This is a genomic window from Neobacillus sp. YIM B06451, from assembly GCF_032667185.1.
In the GTDB taxonomy this organism is placed as follows: domain Bacteria; phylum Bacillota; class Bacilli; order Bacillales; family Cytobacillaceae; genus Bacillus_D.
Genome location: NZ_JAVFKJ010000016.1, coordinates 1 through 19,350 on the forward strand (window position 1 = coordinate 1; position 19,350 = coordinate 19,350).

General features: G+C 42.4%; 22 protein-coding genes. 8 read left to right on the forward strand and 14 right to left on the reverse strand.

What is annotated here, in order from left to right:
• Window positions 1-70: 70 nt before the first annotated feature.
• Window positions 71-409, reverse strand: a complete 339-nt coding sequence (locus tag RB160_RS20045; protein ID WP_316572221.1) for a zinc ribbon domain-containing protein YjdM — start codon at window positions 407-409, stop codon at window positions 71-73.
• Between the two features lie 856 nt (window positions 410-1,265).
• On the opposite strand from RB160_RS20045, the gene RB160_RS20050 reads away from it, so the two are divergent.
• A complete protein-coding gene (locus tag RB160_RS20050) occupies window positions 1,266-1,706 on the forward strand; it encodes a YtoQ family protein (protein ID WP_316572222.1) in 441 nt (146 codons plus the stop codon).
• 96 nt (window positions 1,707-1,802) lie between these two features.
• Here RB160_RS20050 and RB160_RS20055 read toward each other — a convergent pair whose 3' ends face one another.
• A complete protein-coding gene (locus RB160_RS20055; RefSeq protein ID WP_316572223.1) occupies window positions 1,803-2,867 on the reverse strand; it encodes a DmpA family aminopeptidase in 1,065 nt (354 codons plus the stop codon).
• A gap of 138 nt (window positions 2,868-3,005) precedes the next feature.
• On the opposite strand from RB160_RS20055, the gene RB160_RS20060 reads away from it, so the two are divergent.
• Together RB160_RS20060 and RB160_RS20065 are read left to right on the forward strand one after the other, a co-directional pair.
• Window positions 3,006-3,170, forward strand: coding sequence for a hypothetical protein (locus tag RB160_RS20060; RefSeq protein ID WP_316572224.1), 165 nt, complete (start codon window positions 3,006-3,008; stop codon window positions 3,168-3,170).
• 51 nt (window positions 3,171-3,221) lie between these two features.
• Window positions 3,222-3,356, forward strand: a complete 135-nt coding sequence (locus RB160_RS20065) for a DUF6254 family protein (RefSeq protein ID WP_316572225.1) — start codon at window positions 3,222-3,224, stop codon at window positions 3,354-3,356.
• An 88-nt stretch (window positions 3,357-3,444) separates the two neighbouring features.
• Here RB160_RS20065 and RB160_RS20070 read toward each other — a convergent pair whose 3' ends face one another.
• The 5 genes from RB160_RS20070 to gltC all read right to left on the reverse strand — a co-directional run bounded on the left by RB160_RS20070 (window position 3,445) and on the right by gltC (window position 6,611).
• Window positions 3,445-3,702 (reverse strand): hypothetical protein, encoded by a 258-nt coding sequence (locus RB160_RS20070; protein ID WP_316572226.1) that lies wholly within the window; start codon window positions 3,700-3,702, stop codon window positions 3,445-3,447.
• Between the two features lie 112 nt (window positions 3,703-3,814).
• On the reverse strand, window positions 3,815-4,447 hold the full coding sequence (locus tag RB160_RS20075) for an FMN-dependent NADH-azoreductase (protein ID WP_316572227.1): 633 nt from the start codon (window positions 4,445-4,447) through the stop codon (window positions 3,815-3,817).
• 193 nt (window positions 4,448-4,640) lie between these two features.
• Window positions 4,641-5,003, reverse strand: coding sequence for a MarR family winged helix-turn-helix transcriptional regulator (locus tag RB160_RS20080; protein ID WP_316572228.1), 363 nt, complete (start codon window positions 5,001-5,003; stop codon window positions 4,641-4,643).
• A gap of 42 nt (window positions 5,004-5,045) precedes the next feature.
• Entirely contained in the window at window positions 5,046-5,438 is a 393-nt protein-coding gene (spxA, locus tag RB160_RS20085; protein ID WP_316572229.1) for a transcriptional regulator SpxA, read from the reverse strand.
• Between the two features lie 267 nt (window positions 5,439-5,705).
• Window positions 5,706-6,611 (reverse strand): glutamate biosynthesis transcriptional regulator GltC, encoded by a 906-nt coding sequence (gene gltC, locus RB160_RS20090; RefSeq protein WP_316572230.1) that lies wholly within the window; start codon window positions 6,609-6,611, stop codon window positions 5,706-5,708.
• Window positions 6,612-6,784: 173 nt separating this feature from the next.
• Here gltC and gdhA point away from each other — a divergent pair, with 173 nt between their 5' ends.
• The 3 genes from gdhA to ahpF all read left to right on the forward strand — a co-directional run bounded on the left by gdhA (window position 6,785) and on the right by ahpF (window position 10,633).
• Entirely contained in the window at window positions 6,785-8,167 is a 1,383-nt protein-coding gene (gene gdhA, locus RB160_RS20095; RefSeq protein ID WP_316572231.1) for an NADP-specific glutamate dehydrogenase, read from the forward strand.
• A 360-nt stretch (window positions 8,168-8,527) separates the two neighbouring features.
• The gene (gene ahpC, locus RB160_RS20100; RefSeq protein ID WP_316572232.1) at window positions 8,528-9,091 is read left to right on the forward strand and encodes an alkyl hydroperoxide reductase subunit C; all 564 of its coding nucleotides are present in this window, start codon (window positions 8,528-8,530) and stop codon (window positions 9,089-9,091) included.
• A gap of 12 nt (window positions 9,092-9,103) precedes the next feature.
• Window positions 9,104-10,633, forward strand: a complete 1,530-nt coding sequence (gene ahpF / locus RB160_RS20105; RefSeq protein ID WP_316572233.1) for an alkyl hydroperoxide reductase subunit F — start codon at window positions 9,104-9,106, stop codon at window positions 10,631-10,633.
• A 123-nt stretch (window positions 10,634-10,756) separates the two neighbouring features.
• Here ahpF and mqo read toward each other — a convergent pair whose 3' ends face one another.
• Both mqo and RB160_RS20115 read right to left on the reverse strand, forming a co-directional pair.
• The gene (mqo, locus tag RB160_RS20110) at window positions 10,757-12,298 is read right to left on the reverse strand and encodes a malate dehydrogenase (quinone) (protein ID WP_316572234.1); all 1,542 of its coding nucleotides are present in this window, start codon (window positions 12,296-12,298) and stop codon (window positions 10,757-10,759) included.
• Between the two features lie 246 nt (window positions 12,299-12,544).
• Entirely contained in the window at window positions 12,545-13,363 is an 819-nt protein-coding gene (locus RB160_RS20115; protein ID WP_316572235.1) for a hypothetical protein, read from the reverse strand.
• Between the two features lie 465 nt (window positions 13,364-13,828).
• Between RB160_RS20115 and yedE the strand changes: the two genes are divergently transcribed.
• On the forward strand, window positions 13,829-15,061 hold the full coding sequence (gene yedE / locus RB160_RS20120; RefSeq protein WP_316572236.1) for a selenium metabolism membrane protein YedE/FdhT: 1,233 nt from the start codon (window positions 13,829-13,831) through the stop codon (window positions 15,059-15,061).
• Window positions 15,062-15,130: 69 nt separating this feature from the next.
• Window positions 15,131-15,310: a sulfurtransferase TusA family protein gene (locus tag RB160_RS20125; RefSeq protein WP_316572315.1), complete on the forward strand. Its 180-nt coding sequence runs from the start codon at window positions 15,131-15,133 to the stop codon at window positions 15,308-15,310.
• A 172-nt stretch (window positions 15,311-15,482) separates the two neighbouring features.
• Here the strand turns inward: RB160_RS20125 and RB160_RS20130 are convergent, their stop codons facing one another.
• The 5 genes from RB160_RS20130 to RB160_RS20150 form a co-directional block, all read right to left on the reverse strand.
• A complete protein-coding gene (locus RB160_RS20130; RefSeq protein ID WP_316572237.1) occupies window positions 15,483-16,217 on the reverse strand; it encodes a DUF4253 domain-containing protein in 735 nt (244 codons plus the stop codon).
• 148 nt (window positions 16,218-16,365) lie between these two features.
• Complete coding sequence (locus tag RB160_RS20135; RefSeq protein ID WP_316572238.1) at window positions 16,366-16,764, reverse strand: VOC family protein; 399 nt, start codon at window positions 16,762-16,764, stop codon at window positions 16,366-16,368.
• Window positions 16,765-16,839: 75 nt separating this feature from the next.
• Window positions 16,840-17,577: a hypothetical protein gene (locus tag RB160_RS20140; protein WP_316572239.1), complete on the reverse strand. Its 738-nt coding sequence runs from the start codon at window positions 17,575-17,577 to the stop codon at window positions 16,840-16,842.
• A 36-nt stretch (window positions 17,578-17,613) separates the two neighbouring features.
• On the reverse strand, window positions 17,614-18,552 hold the full coding sequence (locus RB160_RS20145; RefSeq protein ID WP_316572240.1) for a coiled-coil domain-containing protein: 939 nt from the start codon (window positions 18,550-18,552) through the stop codon (window positions 17,614-17,616).
• 134 nt (window positions 18,553-18,686) lie between these two features.
• Window positions 18,687-19,205, reverse strand: a complete 519-nt coding sequence (locus RB160_RS20150) for a GNAT family N-acetyltransferase (protein ID WP_316572241.1) — start codon at window positions 19,203-19,205, stop codon at window positions 18,687-18,689.
• Between the last annotated feature and the right edge of the window lie 145 nt (window positions 19,206-19,350).

Below are 19,350 nucleotides of genomic sequence, written 5' to 3' on the forward strand. Positions count from 1 at the left end.
TTAAAGTGCTTTCTTTTTTCTGTCTACTATAGGGGGATCATCTCATGATGACGGCCTCCTGCTTTTTTGCCTATATTTTTTTCACAAATTCAGATTTCAGTTTCATTGCACCGAAACCGTCAATCTTGCAATCGATATCGTGGTCCCCTTCAACAAGGCGGATATTTTTTACTTTCGTGCCCTGCTTCAGGACAGATGAGCTGCCTTTTACTTTAAGATCTTTGATGACTGTGACAGTGTCCCCGTCATTCAGGACATTTCCGTTCGCATCTTTTATGACTTTTTCGTCCTCTGTATTTTCGACGCTATCCGCTGTCCATTCATGCCCGCACTCCGGGCAAACAAACTGGATGCCGTCCTCGTATGTATATTCTGAATTACATTTTGGGCAATTCGGTAAGTTGCTCATTTCTCATTTCCTCCCAATGACATTTTTGTAACAGGTCTACTAAATGCCAATTATACCATAAAGAACTTGGCGTTTTTTCCACCAAAAAGAGGGATTTATCCCCTTAAAAATATCATAACCATATATACCAACGTTGATAAAGCGAATCCCATCACAACAATCGTGCATAAAATCACCATTACGCTTCTTTGTTGTATTCTGCTTATTGCTTTTTCTCCTTTATATTCGCTTGAAGTATAAATTGAGTTATTCTTCTTATGTCTAATAAGGCCACGATTTACCAATTGCCCTTCTCTAAGGTTGTTGTAATCATATACATTCGTAAATACTTTGTGTTCAAATTCTCCAGATTCAGTAACTAGCGTATAGTAAAAAACCCGGGAAGTACCGTAGGATCTAATTGCTTTATCCTTTATGACAAATGAATAATCACCGTCGTGGTATAAATTTTTTTTTTACTCACATAATGAAAGTGATTCATAAAAATTTCAAAGGCAAACTTTTGATGTGCCTTCCTTGCATTATTTTTTCCTTTTTTTCTTTGGAGAGTTATGCCAATGATCCCGCCAATTATCGGTAGAACAATTACTAACCACCCCATATTATTTCCCGCTCCTCTCCAAGTCTAAAATTCAATAAAAAACAACAAACTATGCAAAAACAGAGTTCTGCTTCAAACATCTGTTTACAGCCAATTATCACTTTTTATAATGTAAATGATTTCGCGTTTTACGATGTTTTCACCTCTAAAAAAACGCTAACCAAGGTACAAAAAACTCGGGCAGGTAATTCCTTTGATAATCATTGCCATGTCTACTAGTATAAAGTTATTACAAGCTTTCCAGGAGGGATACTAATGGAACTGACCGTATATTTAGCTGGACAGATTCATGACAATTGGCGGGACGAGGTGGAGAAAAAAGCGAAGGAAAAAAATCTGCCACTGACCTTTGTCGCGCCACAGACAAACCATGATAGATCCGACAACATTGGCGAGGATATTTTGGGGAAGCAGCCCGGAAATGTGTATAAGGATGACGCAGCATCGGACATTAACAATTTCCGGACGCAGGTTTTGATGCAAAAATCGGATATTGTCATTGCCCTTTTCGGAGAAAAATACAAGCAATGGAATACGGCGATGGACGCCAGCATGGCGATTGCGATGAATAAACCAACCATCATTGTCAGGCCTGAGTCGCTTATCCATCCGCTAAAAGAACTTTCCAACCGGGCAAATGTAACCGTTGAAACGATTGACCAGGCAATGGATGTTTTAAGCTATATATTCGAATAAGCAAAAAAGGGAAAGCGGCTTACTGCTTTCCCTTTTTATTCTAATCTGTATCCGTTAAACAGATTAGCCAAAACCGTATCTCGATTTCCACTTCCATTAGACCAGTGAAATACCAAACTCTTCAATCAAATCCTTTAACGCAGGCCTCTTATTCCCGTCGTGCCCCACTACTGCTTCGGCCGTAACAAGCGAATTCAGAACAGCCTCTTCTGTCGCTTCGCCTACAGCTCGAAAAGCCAGGTCGATCTCTTCTTCATGAATCATTGGGACGGATAACAGATGTTGCGGTTTGTCATGCGGGATTTTCGTGGCGGTGGAAAAACCGATAATAACCTCCCCGCTTCCGGTTGTAATGATGGAACCCGTTCTGGATAGCCCCGTGACAGACCGTTTAAGAATCCTTTTCAGCTGCCTTTCTGATACCGGCAGGTCCGTGGCAACGATGACCATGATCGAACCTTTATCCTCTTCCTTGTACTTTTGGGTTATGGCTTCCTTTAATTCCTCGCCGACCGCCTTGCCGTTCACGCGTAAATCCTTTAATATCCCGAAATTTGATAAGACCAAAACGCCGATTGTGTACGTCCCATGCTGCATATCCAACTTGCGGGAAGCTGACCCAATTCCCCCTTTCAGGGAGTAACAGAGCATTCCGGTTCCTGCGCCAACTGTCCCTTCCTTGAATTCAGACGAAGCATTTTCAATTGCCTGGAGAACATGCTCCCTTTTCACAAACTTTCCCCGTATATCATTTAAAAACATATCATTGCATTCTCCGACGATTGGATTGACGGTTCCCGTAGTCCGGCCGATTTCGGGATTCCGCTCCAGCATATAGTCAATCAACGTGTCAGCAGCCGTTCCAATCGCCAATGTATTTGTAAGGAGAATCGGCGTTTCCAGTGTGCCAAGCTCCGCCATCTGGATGGTTCCCATCGTTTTTCCAAATCCATTTATGACATGGCTTGAGGCGATCAACTTCTCTTTAAATGTATTCCCCTGGTGCGGCAAAATGGCTGTCACTCCAGTCTGCATCTGTTTGTTGCTTAAGGTGACATGGCCAACAGCCACCCCTTCAACATCCGTAATCGCATTGTAATGCCCCGGCTCCAGTTGGCCGATTATGACTCCGTAATCCCGTATTCTCTTTTGCTTGAGCATGGACATATTCCCCTTTTTCCGAAGTTGTTGTTTTTTACGTCTCAGTTCCATTAAACTCCTTGGATTCTCCGGCCGCAAGGGAAAGCGAATATTTTAAATGGCCTTTTCCATACTAAAAAGCAAAGGAGGCGATTCACCATGGCGAAACGGACAAAGAAAAACGACCCACAGCAAAAGAATAAACAAGGCTTTGATTCAAGCCAAACCGATTCGGAATTCGGCAAGGAATTTGGAAGCGCAAATGCGAACCGGGCAAAAAAGCAGAAGGAAAAAGAACAAAGAGCTTATGAAAACAGGAGTTAACCAATCTCGCTCCCTGTCAAAAACCATCTTAATCTGAAGGAGCTTTCATATATGACCCAATCAAAACGTCAAAAAGAAAGGCAATGGGCCGCTAGGAAAGAAACCCAAAACCCGCACGGAAAAGTGAAGCCATTCGAGCAGCTTGCTGATGAAGCAGGGAAAGGCGATACCAGGCAGGGGAAATAGACTGGATCTGCAGCGCAAGTCTGCTTTTTCAAAAGAAAAAAGCCAATTTCCGCAGCTGCGGAAATTGGCTTTTCGTTGGTTTATGCCGTCAAATCGCCCTTTGGCCCGAAAATTCGAAATGAATCCTCTCATCGTTAACGCCCAATTCCTTAAGCGAACGATAGATTGCCCTCATAAATGGAACTGGGCCACAGAAATAGAAGTCTGCCTCCTGAATGTCTGCATTCTCTTTCAACCACTCTTTCGTCACGTACCCTTCAACGTCAAAAGCTTGGTTCTCACGGTCTTCTTCGGTTGGCGAACCAAAAAATATTTTAGCACCATGGGGAGGTTTTTTTAATACCACGCTGAAAGCTTTTTGGAACCCCGGGCCTAGCCCGGGGTTTTCATTTCACAATAAAAAACTAACCGGAAGCAGGTTCCGATTAGTTTTGTTGGTTAATTTTAAAAATCGATTATTAAACAGCTACTGCCGAAAGTTTCTTTGCAGCTTCTTTAACTTTTTCCAATCCTTCAGCAATGATTTTCTCGGCTTGATCCGGTGCCGCAGCATGTCCTTCGATGACTACTTCGTCAATGATTTGCATACCGAACACTCCGCCAGCAACATTCTTAATGTAGTTAACGGACATTTCCATTGCAGCCCCAGGGCCTTCGGAATAGATGCCTCCACGCGCGTTTAGGATGATTGCCTTTTTGTCCTTCATAAGCTGGACTGCCTGGCCGTTTTCATCATATTTAAACGTAAATCCTGCCTCATATACATAATCGATAAATGTTTGAAGCTTCGCAGGAATTGTTAGGTTCCACAATGGGAAAGCAAAAACAACGATATCCGCTGATGTTAAAGCATCCTTTGCTTTTTGCTTCGCCGCCAAAATGCGTTTTTCAACGTCTGTAAGTTCTTCGCCAGATGCAAGTTTGCCGAATGCATTGAAAAGATCCTGGCCAAGGTACGGCATATCTTCAGCAAAAACATCAAAAGTTGTTACATTGACTCCGTCAAGGTTTTCCATGAAAGTCTCATACATCTTGCTTGATACCGCCTCGGAAGCCGGTCTATTATTTGCTTTTACTACTAATACGTTCATTTATCTTTTAACTCCTTTTTTTAAAGTTTATTGAGATGCCTCTATTTGATATATCTCGAATTAAAGATATACTAAAATAATATGAAAGTCAACCAAACGAACTTCTTAATTAGGTTCCTCTCTTTCAACTATTAATCAATCCTATTATTGACCTTCTTTAATAGTGTTAATAATATCTCTTCCTCTTCATGTTTCAAAACTCCAAAAAGTCATCGACCATTTCGAGATAGTTTGGCATAATTGCGTCCATAAGGCTAAGCCCATCGTCGGTTAATGAAACATGTATCGCCCTGCGGTCATTAGGGCAACCACTCCTTGTTAACAAACCCCGGTTTTCTAATTTATTTATCACATATGTCATCGAGCCGCTTGAAATTAAGACATTCTGACAGATTTGCTGGATTGTTAGCGTACCCTTTTGGTAAAGCACTTCCAACACTGAAAATTCTGTTACACTTAATTTATTCTTCTGCATTTCATCTCTTATTTTTTCATGAATCCCTTTTGCAGTTTTCATTAAGACAATAAACGTTTGACTAGGAAATCGTCTATCCAATGCACTCACCACCTATCCTAGTACAATTTTCAAATTGCATGATCAGGCCATTTGTTTAGGGTCATCGAAAATGAATGTCCTTAACTTCCTAGGCAAGAAACTACGTATTTCTTCTTCGTTGAAGCCTACATTCAATCTTTTTTCATCCTTGATAATTGGTCGCCTTAACATTGATGGGTTATCCTTAATAATTTGATATAACTCCTGAAGTTTAAGGGATTCCAAATCTATGTTAAGATTCCTAAACGTTTTAGAGTTAACCGAAATAATTTCTTCGGTTCCTTCATAAGTTAGGCGGAGGATTTCTTTTATTTCTTCAATCGTCAGCGGTTGCTTGGTAATGTTTCTCTCAACATAATCGATGTGGTGCTCCTCCAACCATGCTTTTGCTCTACGGCAGGAAGTACAGCTTGGAGAAGTGTATAAATTCAACATGTGTACCGCACTCCTATAATAAAATTTATATCTTAGTTTAAAGTATCTCTAATTCAAAATAAATTATATGACTAATTTGAAGAAAAGGCAATCACCTAAGTTGAATTTTTGCGGATGTGAAACTTTTTACTACTGAGATAAGGGCACCACTTGAATTCGAGGAAGAAGCGCCCAAAGGTTACATATTTTAATGGCAACATTGTAATTTTAAAAAAGCACAAAGATTTATCCTCTACATTCCTTGTGAAAAACGCTGCCTCCTAAAAATTATTTTTGAAACCTGTCCAACAAACTAAAGAACTCCAGAACAAACTCATAGAATAGCTTCTCTGCGGGAAGCAGCTTGCGTTCAGCAGGAATGATGACTCCGACAGTACGCGTAACGTCCGGTTCAATGATCGGCAGCCTAACGGTTGAGCGCGGCAGGCTATCGACCAATGTAACTTCAGGAATAAGGGTCACACCCAAACCCGCGGATACCAATCCCTTAATTGCATCAATATCTTCCCCCTCAAAGGACACCTGGGGCTCAAAGCCAAAATGCTTACAGGCATTTTCTACTATCTCTCTTAAAACAAACCCCTTTGGAAACAAGATAAAGGAATCATCCCTTAATTCGTTCAGGTTAAGTGAACGTTTATTTGCAAGTGGATGGTGGGTTGGCAACAGGGCAACAATCCTTTCTGTAAAAAGGATATCCCCTCTTACCTTTTTTTCCTGCTTAGGAAGCGGCCCAAGCAGCGCCATATCGATATCCCCTCTAATCACTCCACTAATCAAATCGCGGTAGGAACTCTGTTTCAGCTCGAATTTCACATGGGGATAGCGTTCCCGGAAGGCGGAAATGATCGTGGGCAGTGTATAAGCAGCGAAACTACTTGGAAAGCCAATCCGAATTTTCCCTTGTTCCGGATCTAAATATTCCTGAACCTCTTGCCTTGCATTATCGATCACCTTCATGGCTTCTTCCATATGCTCCAAAAAAATTTTCCCAATCGGAGTTAATCTTACATTCCTTCCTTCCCGTATAAAAAGATCAACCCCCAGCTCCTCTTCCAAATTAAAGATTTGCCGGCTCACAGCGGACTGGGCTACATGCAGGGCCATTGCTGCCTCTGTCACATGCTCCCGCTTGGCAACTTCAATAAAATATTGAATCTGTCTTAGCTCCACTATTTCCCCTCCCGTTTTTCATTCATCTCATATCGGCATCATTATTATCTAATTTTCATATTGTTTAGATTGTTTTTCAATAATAAAATAAGGAAATAAAAAATTAAGTTGTATAAACAATGAAAAGTTTCCATTTATATACATAAATCTTGCAAAGGGGTGCTTAAGCCATTATGACAACTTTACATGAAGTGAAAGATGCGAACTCAAAAATCGCAAAGGAATATGTAAATGAAGTATTTGAAACAGTAATTGCTCGCAATCCTTTTGAAAGTGAATTCCATCAGGCCGCTAAAGAAATTTTCGATTCACTCATTCCTGTTTTTATCAAGCATCCACACTATATTGATCAAAACATCCTTGAACGTATGGTTGAACCTGAAAGAGTCATCAGCTTTAGGGTTCCGTGGATTGACGACCAAGGCAAGGTACAGGTAAACCGCGGGTTCCGTGTTCAATTCAACAGCGCGATCGGGCCCTACAAAGGCGGGGTGCGTTTCCACCCTTCCGTTAATGCCGGCATCATCAAATTCCTGGGATTTGAACAGATTTTTAAAAATTCCCTCACCGGTTTGCCAATTGGCGGAGGCAAAGGTGGCGCCGACTTTGATCCGAAAGGGAAATCCGACGGGGAAATCATGCGATTTACCCAGAGTTTCATGACTGAGCTTTACAGGTATATCGGGCCGGATATTGACGTCCCTGCCGGAGACATTGGTGTTGGCGCCAGGGAAATTGGCTTCATGTACGGCCAATACAAGAGAATCCGCGGCGGTTTTGAAGCCGGTGTCCTGACCGGCAAAGGGCTCGGGTACGGTGGAAGCCTCGCCCGGACCGAAGCGACTGGCTATGGCACTGTTTATTTTGTAGAAGAAATGCTGAAAGACAGAGGGCAAAGCTTTAAAGGAAGTACAGTCGTTGTGTCAGGCTCAGGCAATGTGTCGATTTATGCCATGGAAAAAGCGATGCAGCTCGGCGCGAAGGTGGTCGCTTGCAGCGATTCGAACGGTTATATCTATGACCAGAATGGCATCAATCTTGATACAGTAAAGCGGCTGAAGGAAGTTGAACGAAAGAGAATCAAGGAGTATGTCGCTGAACATCCGGGCGCTCTCTATTTCGAAGGCTGCTCCGGAATTTGGTCCATCCCTTGCGACATTGCCTTGCCATGCGCGACACAAAATGAGATTGATGAAGCGGCGGCAAAAATATTAGTAGCCAATGGGGTTATAGCGGTAGGAGAAGGAGCGAATATGCCGTCCACATTGGATGCGATTGACGTGTTTTTGAAAAACAAGGTTCTATTCGGCCCGGCAAAAGCCGCGAATGCGGGTGGCGTCGCTGTTTCAGCCCTTGAAATGTCGCAAAACAGCATGAGGTTATCCTGGACGTTTGATGAAGTGGATGCCAAATTGCATAAGATTATGGAAAACATCTATCGGAACTGCGTCAAGGCGGCTGATGAATATGGCCATCCGGGCAATCTGGTTGTAGGCGCCAATATTGCCGGATTTTTAAGAGTAGCCGATGCGATGATTGTCCAAGGCGTTATTTAATAAAAACTGTCATTTAATAAAGGGTTGCTTTGACATTCAGAAGCAATCCTTTTTTTCGTAAAAAAACTTCCTTGATCCCTTGTTATGGGAGTATTTAGTTGAGAAATAAAAGTACCAATTGAAAATAATAACCCTCTCTTTCCACCACTCATTTCCGCTATAAATGTCTTTTATAAACTAAATTTCGATTGCATTCAGCAAAATAAAACCTTTCCCTTGACATACTATGACAGTTATATAATAATAGTTAGTGTATTAGAATTATTATAAATAACTAATGATAATAAAAAGAAATTATGTTTAGTTATTTATGTTTTTCACCAAACTACTAATTATTATTTCACTAGGAGGAATTGCATTATGTCACTTATCGGAAAAGAAGTACAACCATTCAAATTACAGGCTTACAAAAACGGAGAGTTTATCGAAGTAACTGAGCAGGACTTTAAAGGCCAGTGGACTGTCCTTTGCTTCTATCCAGCAGATTTTACATTCGTTTGCCCGACTGAATTGGAAGACCTTCAAAATCAATATCCAGCTCTCCAGGAACTTGGAGTAGAAGTATTCTCAGCATCAAGGGATTCTCATTTTACACATAAAGCATGGCACGATTCATCCGAAACGATTGGTAAAATCACTTATGCGATGATTGGCGACCCTGCCCATGTTCTATCTCGTAACTTTGATGTGTTCATTGAAGAGGAAGGTGCTGCTGACCGCGGTACTTTCATCATTGACCCGGATGGCATCATCCAGGCGGTCGAAATCAACGCGGGAGGAATTGGCCGCGATGCGAGCACACTAATTAACAAAATCAAAGCTGCACAATATGTACGCAACAATCCAGGTGAAGTTTGCCCGGCGAAATGGGAAGAAGGATCTAAAACCCTTAAGCCTAGCCTTGATCTTGTTGGAAAAATCTAAGGAGTGCTATGAATGATACTAGATGCAGATATTAAGGCGCAATTAAATCAATATCTCCAACTGTTGGAAAACGATGTTCTAATCAAAGTCAGCGCGGGTTCCGATGAAGTATCAAAAGACATGCTCGCTCTTGTGGATGAGTTAAAGGACATGTCTCCAAGAATAAAAGTCGAAACAGCCACTTTGGAAAGAACACCAAGCTTTAGTGTCAATCGCATCGGTGAGGATACCGGCGTAACATTCGCCGGTATCCCTCTTGGACACGAATTCACTTCCTTTGTATTGGCACTGCTGCAGGTAAGCGGACGTGCCCCAAAGGTTGATCAAAGCGTGATCGATCAAGTGAAAAGCTTGGAAGGTGACTATCTCTTTGAAACATACGTGTCCTTAACCTGCCATAACTGCCCTGACGTCGTTCAGGCATTGAACGTAATGAGCGTCCTCAACCCTCGGGTAACCCATACGATGATTGATGGGGCGGCTTTCAAGGAAGAAGTCGAAAGCAAAAACGTAATGGCGGTGCCAACTGTTTTCCTTAACGGAAAAGAATTTGGCGGAGGACGTATGTCCCTCGAGGAAATTCTCGCAAAGCTCGGAAGCACACAGGATCCATCCGAACTTTCCAATAAGGAACCATTCGATGTTCTTGTTGTCGGAGGCGGCCCCGCGGGTGCAAGCGCGGCCATTTATGCGGCGCGTAAAGGGATTCGCACCGGCATTGTAGCTGAACGCTTTGGCGGACAGGTTATGGATACGGTCGGAATCGAAAACTTCATTGGCACGAAATATACGGAAGGCCCTAAGCTGGCCGCAACCCTCGAAGAGCATGTGAAAGAGTATAAGATTGATATCATGAATCTTCAGCGGGCAAAACGCCTGGAAAAGAAAGACTTAATTGAACTTGAGTTGGAAAACGGCGCTGTCCTAAAAAGCAAAACCGTCATCCTTTCTACCGGGGCCCGTTGGCGTAAAGTCAATGTCCCAGGTGAAACTGAATTTACAGGCAAGGGCGTCGCCTACTGCGCTCACTGTGATGGACCGCTATTCGAAGGAAAAGATGTTGCGGTCATTGGCGGGGGCAACTCCGGAATTGAAGCAGCCATTGACCTTGCTGGAATTGTGAACCATGTAACCGTTCTGGAGTTCATGCCGGAACTAAAAGCTGATTCAGTCCTGCAAGATAAGCTATTCAGCCTTCCAAATGTAACGGTCGTTAAGAACGCCCAAACTAAAGAAATTACCGGTACTGACAAAGTAAACGGGATTACTTATATTGACCGTGAAACAGGCGAAGAACATCATGTGGAACTCGCTGGTGTATTCGTTCAAATCGGCCTTGTGCCGAATACCGATTGGCTGGGCGAATCACTCGAACGCAACCGCATGGGTGAAATCGTGATCGATAGCCGCGGTGCAACAACTTTACCTGGCGTATATGCCGCGGGTGACTGTACAAACAGCCCGTATAAGCAAATCATTATTTCGATGGGATCAGGTGCTTCCGCCGCATTGGGTGCATTCGACTATCTCATTCGGAACTAACTGCAATATCAGCAACAAACAAAGCCGCTGTACTGCGATTCATGCAGTATAGCGGCTTTTTTTATTCGCTGTTGGGTATTTAAGAGAAAAAGCACCCTTTAAAAAGATGCTTTTAAAGAAATTTTATTGGAGTACAGCTTTTCTTTCCTCCTCATGGCTTTCCGGAGAGTGAGCTCCTCCCAAGCCAAGCGCCCAGGCTGTGAAGGCATGAAGTTCGCTAAATAGTTCAGCATTTTCGGATAGGTTCACTCCGTATGAAGGAATCATTTCCATGATTTTTGGTTCCCATTCGCTTACATGTTGTGGGAAGCAATTCTTTATTACCTCTAGCATGACGTGTACAGCGGTGGAAGCGCCCGGGGATGCACCAAGCAATGCAGCGACACTTCCATCAGCGGCAGTAACCACTTCCGTCCCAAAAAGGAGCGTTCCTTTCCCGCCAGCAACCGTATCCTTAATAACTTGTACCCGTTGGCCCGCTACGATAATGTCCCAATCGTCGCTCCTCGCGTTCGGAATAAATTCCCGCAATTCTGCAATCCGTTGTTCTTTTGATAACATGAGCTGCTCAATCAGGTACTTTGTCAACGGAATGTTTTTTGCTCCAGCCGCCAACATTGTTACGAGATTATTAGGTTTAATGGAATTGATTAAATCCATATTTGATCCTGTCTTTAAGAACTTAGGCGTAAAGCCGGCAAATGGCCCGAACAGCAGGGATTTTTTGTTGTCGATATAACGTGTATCGAGATGCGGCACCGACATTGGCGGGGCACCAACCTTAGCTTTGCCGTATACCTTTGCATGATGCTGCTCGACTACGTCCGGATTGTTGCATACAAGGAACAGCCCGCTTACCGGGAATCCTCCGATATGCTTACTTTCGGGAATCCCTGTTTTTTGGAGCAAAGGAAGGCTTCCTCCCCCACCGCCAATAAAGACGAATTTTGCTGCATGTCGTTCAATGGCACCGGTATTCATATTCCAAACCTTCAATTCCCATAAACCGTCGTTTGCCCGTTTAATATCATCAACCTGATGCTTATATTTAATATCCACGTTTTGATTTGCTAAATGGTCAAACAAAATGCGCGTCAATGCACCAAAGTTCACGTCTGTGCCAGAGTCGATTTTCGTCGCAGCTATCGGTTCATCATATGTACGGCCTTCCATGACAAGGGGCATCCATTCAGCAAGTTTACTATGATTCTCGGAAAATTCCATTCCCTTAAATAGCGGGTTGTTTGTAAGCGCTTCAAATCTTTTTTTCAAAAAAGCTACATTTTTCTCGCCTTGCACAAAACTAATATGCGGCAATGACATTATAAAGTCTTGGGGATTACGGATTATATTTCTGTTTACTAAATAAGACCAGAATTGCCTTGAAATCTGGAACTGTTCATTTACTTTTATCGCTTTGCCAATATCCAGAGACCCGTCTGGTTTTTCAACGGTGTAGTTAAGTTCGCATAGAGCCGAATGCCCTGTTCCCGCATTATTCCACTCATTGGAGCTTTCTTCCCCCGGACGTTCGAGTTTCTCAAACACCTTAATACTCCAGCCGGGTACTAACTCTTTCAACAGCGTCCCCAGAGTCGCGCTCATGATCCCGCCACCAATTAAGATAACATCTGTTTCAGTATGTCTGTTACTCATTTTACCCATCCTTATCTCTTTAGCTTTGCAGAAGAATATAAACACTCCACCCGATCCGTACAGAAAGCAAAGGCCCATCCAAAAAAATCTTATCTCCATTCAATCTATTCCGATAGTAAAACACTACTTTATTAGTATATCACTGTTATTTGTAGATTAACATTTCTACTGTTGAAAAGATGGTAATATTGAAAATTCTTTTTTTAAAAGGCTTTGGATATGAAAAAACCCCAGAACATTTTGTCCTGGAGCTACTTATCGCTGCTTCCGCATTACGGTCGCTTTCGCTTTAAACTCCGTATAACTTCGCTTATATTCTTCCTCTGTTACTGCCTTGAAAAGAAGATTGCTGTCGGACAACCAAAATGACAAGTCAAACGCAGTTGCATCCCCATGAAAATTCCCCTTCAACATTGTTTGCGTTCCGTCAATTTCCGTGTAAAGCCTCAGCACTTGCCCGTCTGTTATTCCGTTTAAAGGATATGTGGTTTCTTCATAGGGGTTATTCTCGTTTCCCGTGTCAGCCACCATAAGAAGGGTGCCCGACAGCTCTCCTTGGAGAAGGGCTTCATCGATTTTTAAAAACAGCTGGAGTGAGCCGTTTTCCGCGGAATAAAGAAATCCATAAATTTGATTAAGATCAGAAAAGAATTTCCTTAATCGTTTATTCTCTTTTTCCTCAGAATGGTACACGGCAGTTTCATACTCCTGCTGAATATCTTTTATATATTTATCGATTTCCTCCTGGCCAACAGCTTTGTATTCCTTGGCGGCTTTTTCTCCAGGCTCTTCCACCATGAGAGTTGGCCCCGAAAACCACGCTGCAATTGTAGTTGTATTCCCCCCGTGGTTTACCTTGAATTCATACCCTTTATCGGTCTCATTTCCTTTTAGGCGATAATGTTTTTCCTCCAAAAACGGCGGCTTCCCGATTTCTTCTATGACCCTCATTTTATGCTGTTTCCCTTTCACCTTCCCGGTTCGGCTGTTCACGGCAAACCAAAAGAGATGGCCGTTTTCCCTGTAAGCAAATGCATCAGCCTGGTTCAGTGGATCCTTTCTGTCTTCAGCCATTGATGCTGTCCACCATGCTAATATTCCGATTAGTAATACGGTTGCTGCTACCACCAAATAGAGCGATTTCTTCAGACGGTGTCCCTCCTTTTAATCAAAAAAGATGACGGCGAAACGTCTATATTTTTGTTTTGAAAAGCTCATACATATAAAATGCCAGACCCTAAACGTTAGTTATGTTTCTTCCATTTTATCACATCCGTAATTTCCCTAGGATGGTCTGCATTCTACCTAACAGCTTCTGAACTGGCCTCCTTTCCATTATTTATCTTTTCGATGCTTAATCATCCAACCTATCGATAAATCATATTGGATTCAAATTTAAATTACCGTTATATTAAGAAGTAAATGAAATTTTTTACATCCCTAGAACACACTAGATTCGTAGGGATCAATTCTAAATCATTCCACAGGGATGCTTTTATCATTTGTTCGTTGGGTTTTTAAAAGAAAGAGGTAGATCTCATGAATCTATATTCAAAAATATTCAAAGAATATTGGAATCCCTATGTGGCAATCGGGATTGCAGGCCTTGTTAGCGCCTTGTATTTCGGGATTACTGGTACGGTTTGGGCGGTTACTGGTGAATTTACCCGATTAGGCGGGCACGTCCTCGAGGGGTTCGGAGTGAATGTATCGGACTGGGCTTATTTTGATTTGGTTGGTATGCAGGGGACTCCCATCACACGGACAGACGGCTGGATTGTCATTGGAATGCTTGTTGGCGGACTTATTACCATTTTATTAAGCAACAGTTTTAAAATCCGTGTACCGAAACAAAAGAGGCGTCTGACACAAGGCTTTGCTGGGGGAATTATTGCTGGCTTTGGCGCTCGCCTAGCGCTTGGCTGTAATTTAGCAGCATTTTTCACAGGTGTTCCACAGTTCTCGTTTCATTCCTGGATCTTTATGGTTACGACGGCCATTGGAACTTTTTTTGGAGTGAAAGTCGTGAATACGAAATGGTGGCGGGGCAAACCAACCTTGATGAAAGGGACGCCTAATCCAGTTGTCACTGAGCACGTACAAAAAAGGAATATCCAGCCGGTCCTGGGTTTACTCTTTGCGTGCCTTTATACAGGCCTTGTTATTTACTTTTTTGCAGCGGGAAAATTCATGCTGGCAGTCGCCTGTATTGCCGGGGCCTTATTTGGAATTTTGATTGAACGTGGACAAATTTGTTTCACTTCGGCATTTCGTGATTTATGGATCAGCGGCCGCGCGGTGATGTCAAAGGCGATTGCAGTTGGGATGATGATTAGCGTTGTCGTTACGTTCTTCTATTTACAAAGTGGCTCTGCTGCCCTAATTAAAGTCGCTGCCCCTAGTACAGCACTCGGCGGACTGCTATTCGGGTTTGGCATCGTTCTGGCTGGTGGCTGTGAGACCGGCATGATGTACCGCGCTATGGAAGGCCAAGTGTTATACTGGGTAGTAGGTGCGGGAAATATTGTTGGCGCCACACTGCTCGCTTACGGCTGGGATCATCTCGGTATCTACAATGCCCTTGCCGAAAATTGGCCAAAAGTGAATCTGGTCGAGCAATGGGGGCCAATGGGAGCTTTGTTTGGAACGTTGGCCATGCTTGCTGCCTGGTTCTTACTATCAAATTGGTGGGAAAAGCGATTCCGCTACGGATCAGGAATCAAACATCTACAATCAGAAAAACGGACTTCTCACGTTACAAAGGAGGCTTAATCCATGTCACAAGTAATTGATGTCAATTATACCCTCGACATTCGCGGGGAGCCTTGACCCTACCCTGTCATTTATGCGCTGGATGCGCTAAAAACGATGAAAATTGGGGAAGTCTTGCAAGTCATTGCTGATTGCCCGCAATCCTTTCGAAGTGTTCCGGAAGAAGCTGTCAAACACGGCTATAAGCTCATGGCTGAACCGAAAAAAGCCGGACAGGATATCTATTTTTACATTAAAGTCGTTAACTAGCTAGCCGAATTATTTAAAGAGTACCTTCTCTAAAAAAGTACCCTATAGCATTAGACCTTAGAGTATGCTTATAGGGTACTTTTTGTATTTGTTTGGATTAATTACATTCTTTCGTTCTTTCGGTAATGAACTCATCACCTTAAATAAGATAGCCCTAAACGTATCTCTCGCGTTAATCCCACCAAAAATACCATGTTGATGAATTTATAAGTGTTCCTGCTAGAGCATTTACTGTTCCAACCCCTTGCCAAACGATATCACTGCAAAATCCAAATTGTTCCCAAGCGAGTTCTACAGATTCCTCCTGTGTCTTAGGAGGGTTTTTGACCACTAATTCCCATACATCCACATCAACTAAAGCAGGAATAGCTCCGTATTTTTCGAACCAGTGTTGGAATATTGCTACTTGCTCCTCTGGCATAGGGCACTCATTAAATCCCCCCATCGGAACCCAAGCAGCTACCTCCCAAGGTTTAGACGTTGGAATTTTTGCGATAATTATTTTCTTATTTATACCTTTTTCAATTGAAAGAAAATGGCCTATCTGGTCCTCTATTGAAAACTCGCCAGTGATATCATAGTCTTCTTCAAGGGGCATTACCTCGTCGAGCATCCTCTTTAACAAATCTTTTGCATCTATATCCTTTGCTTTCTCTATAATAGAATCTCGGCTACCCGGCGAGTATCCTTTATCACCCTCTGTTTCAAAGATATCTACCATCATCGCTGAAGGGATAATTATAAGTGGCGTATACCCTTGTTTTTCGCCCTCTTTAAGAGCTTCAAGGTACTTTGCCATAATACTATTTGCATCTTTCTCTTCAATCAACAAACAATCGCAACCCACTTTAGCCTTTATTTCCTCAATATAATCATCTTTCTTCCTGAATTTATTAAATATAGCCATATTTTTCACTCCTACAGGCTTTCTCCGATTGATCATATAATCGGGACCAGGGTTTTTATCTAATCCGTATGTTTTACATGCCATTCCTACCTGAACTCGTAAGTAATCTCATCAAGCAATAAGTTGTAAGGTTTGCCCCCAAGCAAAGTCATTCATGTTTTTTTGCAAATGCCAGTATATGGCCATCCAGGTCCATACCATATGAAACAGTATCTCCCCATGATCTTACGAAAGCTCGGCTTATCCCGCGCCCTCCCGCTTGAATCAATTTAGTATAATAATCATCGGGGCTATCTACATATAAATAGATTTCACTGCGCGGGACACCACTCGCTGTTTCCGGATTCGGAATTTTCCCTTCGAGGATTTTAACAATCCCTTTTTCCGGCATAATTCCCAGGATTACTTTAGGAGTTAGTACAAATTCGGTCATTCCCGGAACATCCAAAATCGGTTCTATACCAAACAGGCTCTCATAAAATGATTTGGCCCTCTCTTGGTCGCTTACGTACAAAATGAATATACAATGTCCCTCTTGAGCAATCATGAACAGCCACCTGCCTATTTTCAATTTGTATTTGGTGGATTCGAGGAACATCGGAAATTTATCACTTCTTTAAAGTTAACTTGCCGGCTTTACTTTCTCCCCGACCAATCCAACTCCAGAATTCAGGCCTTCATACTCCATAAGCGGGTCAATTGCCCATTCCTTTGATAAGGTTAGTACATGCTCCTCATCTGGTAAAATAGGCTCCTCATGATCCAATTCAGTGTACACGTAATTATGTATTAGCTCCTCCGAGGTGAGTTTGCCCTGGTTGATTAAGGTCTCGCCGCTTTCGCCCAAATAACCGTATGCCCTGACGATTTCACCATTAATTGCTTTTGCCCAAGCATGATAGTCAACAACCCGATGAGTCCCAAAATAATACGCCTCGCCATATTTTCTGCTTAGATATTGGATGGTTTTCAATGGGCCATCGTCTGTGGAATCTGATATATCCGGCATGAACGAATTAACCACGATAGTCCAGCCCCTCACCGGTGGAGTAACAAAATAGTAGTCTTCTTGCGCGCCCCACATCCCTGTGGCCCAATTGGCAGCCTGGATACTTGTTAAATTCAATTCTTTAGCAACTTCATCCGTATTTTCAGTTTTAACAGCATACCATTGCGACTTATAGCCAAAGCCCACTGGCATATCGGGTTTGGCATCAAAAACACGTGCGTCTACTGGTTTTCTTAATGAGCTTTCTTTTTGGGCATCCTCATTTACTCTATTTGAATTCATTGTATTTTTAATGAAATAGAATATGAGGACTGCAATGATTAATAAAACAATGTAGAAAACTGGTTTCATCGTTTCACCCATTCTATTAAGAGTAAGAATCTTTTTTTATAAATTCTCCACGATTTCCCGCTTTTCCTGTTGAACTGTTTCAAGCTGTTTCAGAACTTCTATGTACTTTTTATCTAGCTTTGTTAAAACTTCAGACACCTTTTGTTTGTGATTCCTTGTTTCGTAGACCATTTCAGTTATTTTGTTTTGAATGAAATAATCGACAATGAGACCATCGAAGAAAAAGTCGGCGAACTTTAACGTTCCCGAAACGTTGATCTTTAAGAATGCCTCCTCTTTTACATCCATTAATTCCTTTTGAAATCTGCGCAAACTTGTCTGCGCCCGAAAAAGGTTTTCTTGGGCATTATCGATATGCTGATGTTTTTTAATTGCTGATATGGCACCCCCGCCAAACAAATCGAAGTGTCCCCATGCTCCGGCGCGATCGAGTGATTCCAGTGCATCAACAAGGGCACCTTTGACATTTCTTCCAGCATCAATCGCCTCTTTTAATTCGGCTAGGCTTGATGTAAGCTCCCCTTCCGATTCAATCAATTCAAAAAGTTTGGCGGCAAAAGGCGATGTGCTCTCTTTGATCATCGTTTCCTTCTGCTCGAGAAGTTGCTGATATTCAAGTTTTGAAGAATCAAGCTTTTGCTGTTTTTCACAGAGCAAGCGTATTTCTTTATCAATGGCTTCTTTTGTTTCCCGGGCTTCCACTAACTTAAGCTGTGCAGCAATCATTTCTTGTCTTTCTGTTTTCAGTTTGGTATCCTTCGTGCCTGCCAGTGTTGCGAGCAAATTGGATAAACTGAGACGTTCAAGCTTCACAACATCAAGTTGCTCCGATTCAAGCTGGTTTTGCAGCTGGGCAATCCTTTCCTCAATCCGTGCAAGTTCCTGCTCATAATCCGCCATCTGTACCCGGTATTTAAGGTCTTTACGCAATTCTCCTTTTATCGCAACCAGTTTTGCATTCATTTCAGTAAACATTGGACCCCCTCCTATTCGTATGTATGGTATACGAGTAAAAATAATAAATGTTTCCTATAAATGGATAAATAAAAGCACTTGAAGATTTATTTCAAGCGCGCAACTCCATTTTAATCTTATGAAAACTGGCCTTACTACATGGGATTTTCTGTCCTGTTTAATGTAAAATACACCAGCTGATCGACTAGCTCTGCGGACTGGCTAAAGCCAAGCTTTTTCAATAATTGCTGTGAAGGTATATTGTCTAGTTCAGTCGTTGCTTCAATATAGTCCAATTCCATTTGTGTAAACCCCAGTTGGATAATGGGCTGAACCGATTCCAACATATATCCTTTTCTCCAATGTGCAGAACCTACATCAAAACCAATTTCGGCTTTCGATTTGTCTTTGGACCGATTCCAACAATGAAACCCACATGTACCCACTAATTCTCCTGTTCCTTTAAGAAACATTCCATACCGGCATCCGCTATCCTGCATGTGAAATAAAATAATTTCGGCAGCCTCTTCCCGGCTTCTACACACCTCAATATCCATGAATTCAACTACAAGCGGATCTGAAAAATGGATGAATACCGCCTCTGTATCATCCAGGGTCAGCTCTCTTAAATGTAAGCGCCTCGTTTCGATAACTGGATACCTCAATAATGCCACTTCCCTTCAATTCTAAAAATTCCCGTTCAAACCGTTTCTCCTCATTTTACCATTTTGAGGCTTCTGCATCATCGATTCGTATTGGTATCTTGTTAATACTCATACCTTAAATATAAGGCCCTACGCTTTCATTCTGCTTTATCCT

What these genes read in the sequence shown, in the direction of transcription:
- spxA (WP_316572229.1), bottom strand. Translation starts at nt 5,438, where the DNA reads ATGTTGAATTTATACACTTCTCCAAGCTGTACTTCCTGCCGTAGAGCA.
- RB160_RS20145 (WP_316572240.1), bottom strand. Translation starts at nt 18,552, where the DNA reads ATGTTTACTGAAATGAATGCAAAACTGGTTGCGATAAAAGGAGAATTG.
- RB160_RS20055 (WP_316572223.1), bottom strand. Translation starts at nt 2,867, where the DNA reads ATGCTCAAGCAAAAGAGAATACGGGATTACGGAGTCATAATCGGCCAA.
- ahpC (WP_316572232.1), top strand. Translation starts at nt 8,528, where the DNA reads ATGTCACTTATCGGAAAAGAAGTACAACCATTCAAATTACAGGCTTAC.
- ahpF (WP_316572233.1), top strand. Translation starts at nt 9,104, where the DNA reads ATGATACTAGATGCAGATATTAAGGCGCAATTAAATCAATATCTCCAA.
- RB160_RS20050 (WP_316572222.1), top strand. Translation starts at nt 1,266, where the DNA reads ATGGAACTGACCGTATATTTAGCTGGACAGATTCATGACAATTGGCGG.
- RB160_RS20045 (WP_316572221.1), bottom strand. Translation starts at nt 409, where the DNA reads ATGAGCAACTTACCGAATTGCCCAAAATGTAATTCAGAATATACATAC.
- RB160_RS20115 (WP_316572235.1), bottom strand. Translation starts at nt 13,363, where the DNA reads ATGGCTGAAGACAGAAAGGATCCACTGAACCAGGCTGATGCATTTGCT.
- RB160_RS20140 (WP_316572239.1), bottom strand. Translation starts at nt 17,577, where the DNA reads ATGAAACCAGTTTTCTACATTGTTTTATTAATCATTGCAGTCCTCATA.
- RB160_RS20075 (WP_316572227.1), bottom strand. Translation starts at nt 4,447, where the DNA reads ATGAACGTATTAGTAGTAAAAGCAAATAATAGACCGGCTTCCGAGGCG.
- RB160_RS20135 (WP_316572238.1), bottom strand. Translation starts at nt 16,764, where the DNA reads ATGATTGCTCAAGAGGGACATTGTATATTCATTTTGTACGTAAGCGAC.
- mqo (WP_316572234.1), bottom strand. Translation starts at nt 12,298, where the DNA reads ATGGGTAAAATGAGTAACAGACATACTGAAACAGATGTTATCTTAATT.
- RB160_RS20065 (WP_316572225.1), top strand. Translation starts at nt 3,222, where the DNA reads ATGACCCAATCAAAACGTCAAAAAGAAAGGCAATGGGCCGCTAGGAAA.
- gdhA (WP_316572231.1), top strand. Translation starts at nt 6,785, where the DNA reads ATGACAACTTTACATGAAGTGAAAGATGCGAACTCAAAAATCGCAAAG.
- yedE (WP_316572236.1), top strand. Translation starts at nt 13,829, where the DNA reads ATGAATCTATATTCAAAAATATTCAAAGAATATTGGAATCCCTATGTG.
- RB160_RS20060 (WP_316572224.1), top strand. Translation starts at nt 3,006, where the DNA reads ATGGCGAAACGGACAAAGAAAAACGACCCACAGCAAAAGAATAAACAA.
- RB160_RS20130 (WP_316572237.1), bottom strand. Translation starts at nt 16,217, where the DNA reads ATGGCTATATTTAATAAATTCAGGAAGAAAGATGATTATATTGAGGAA.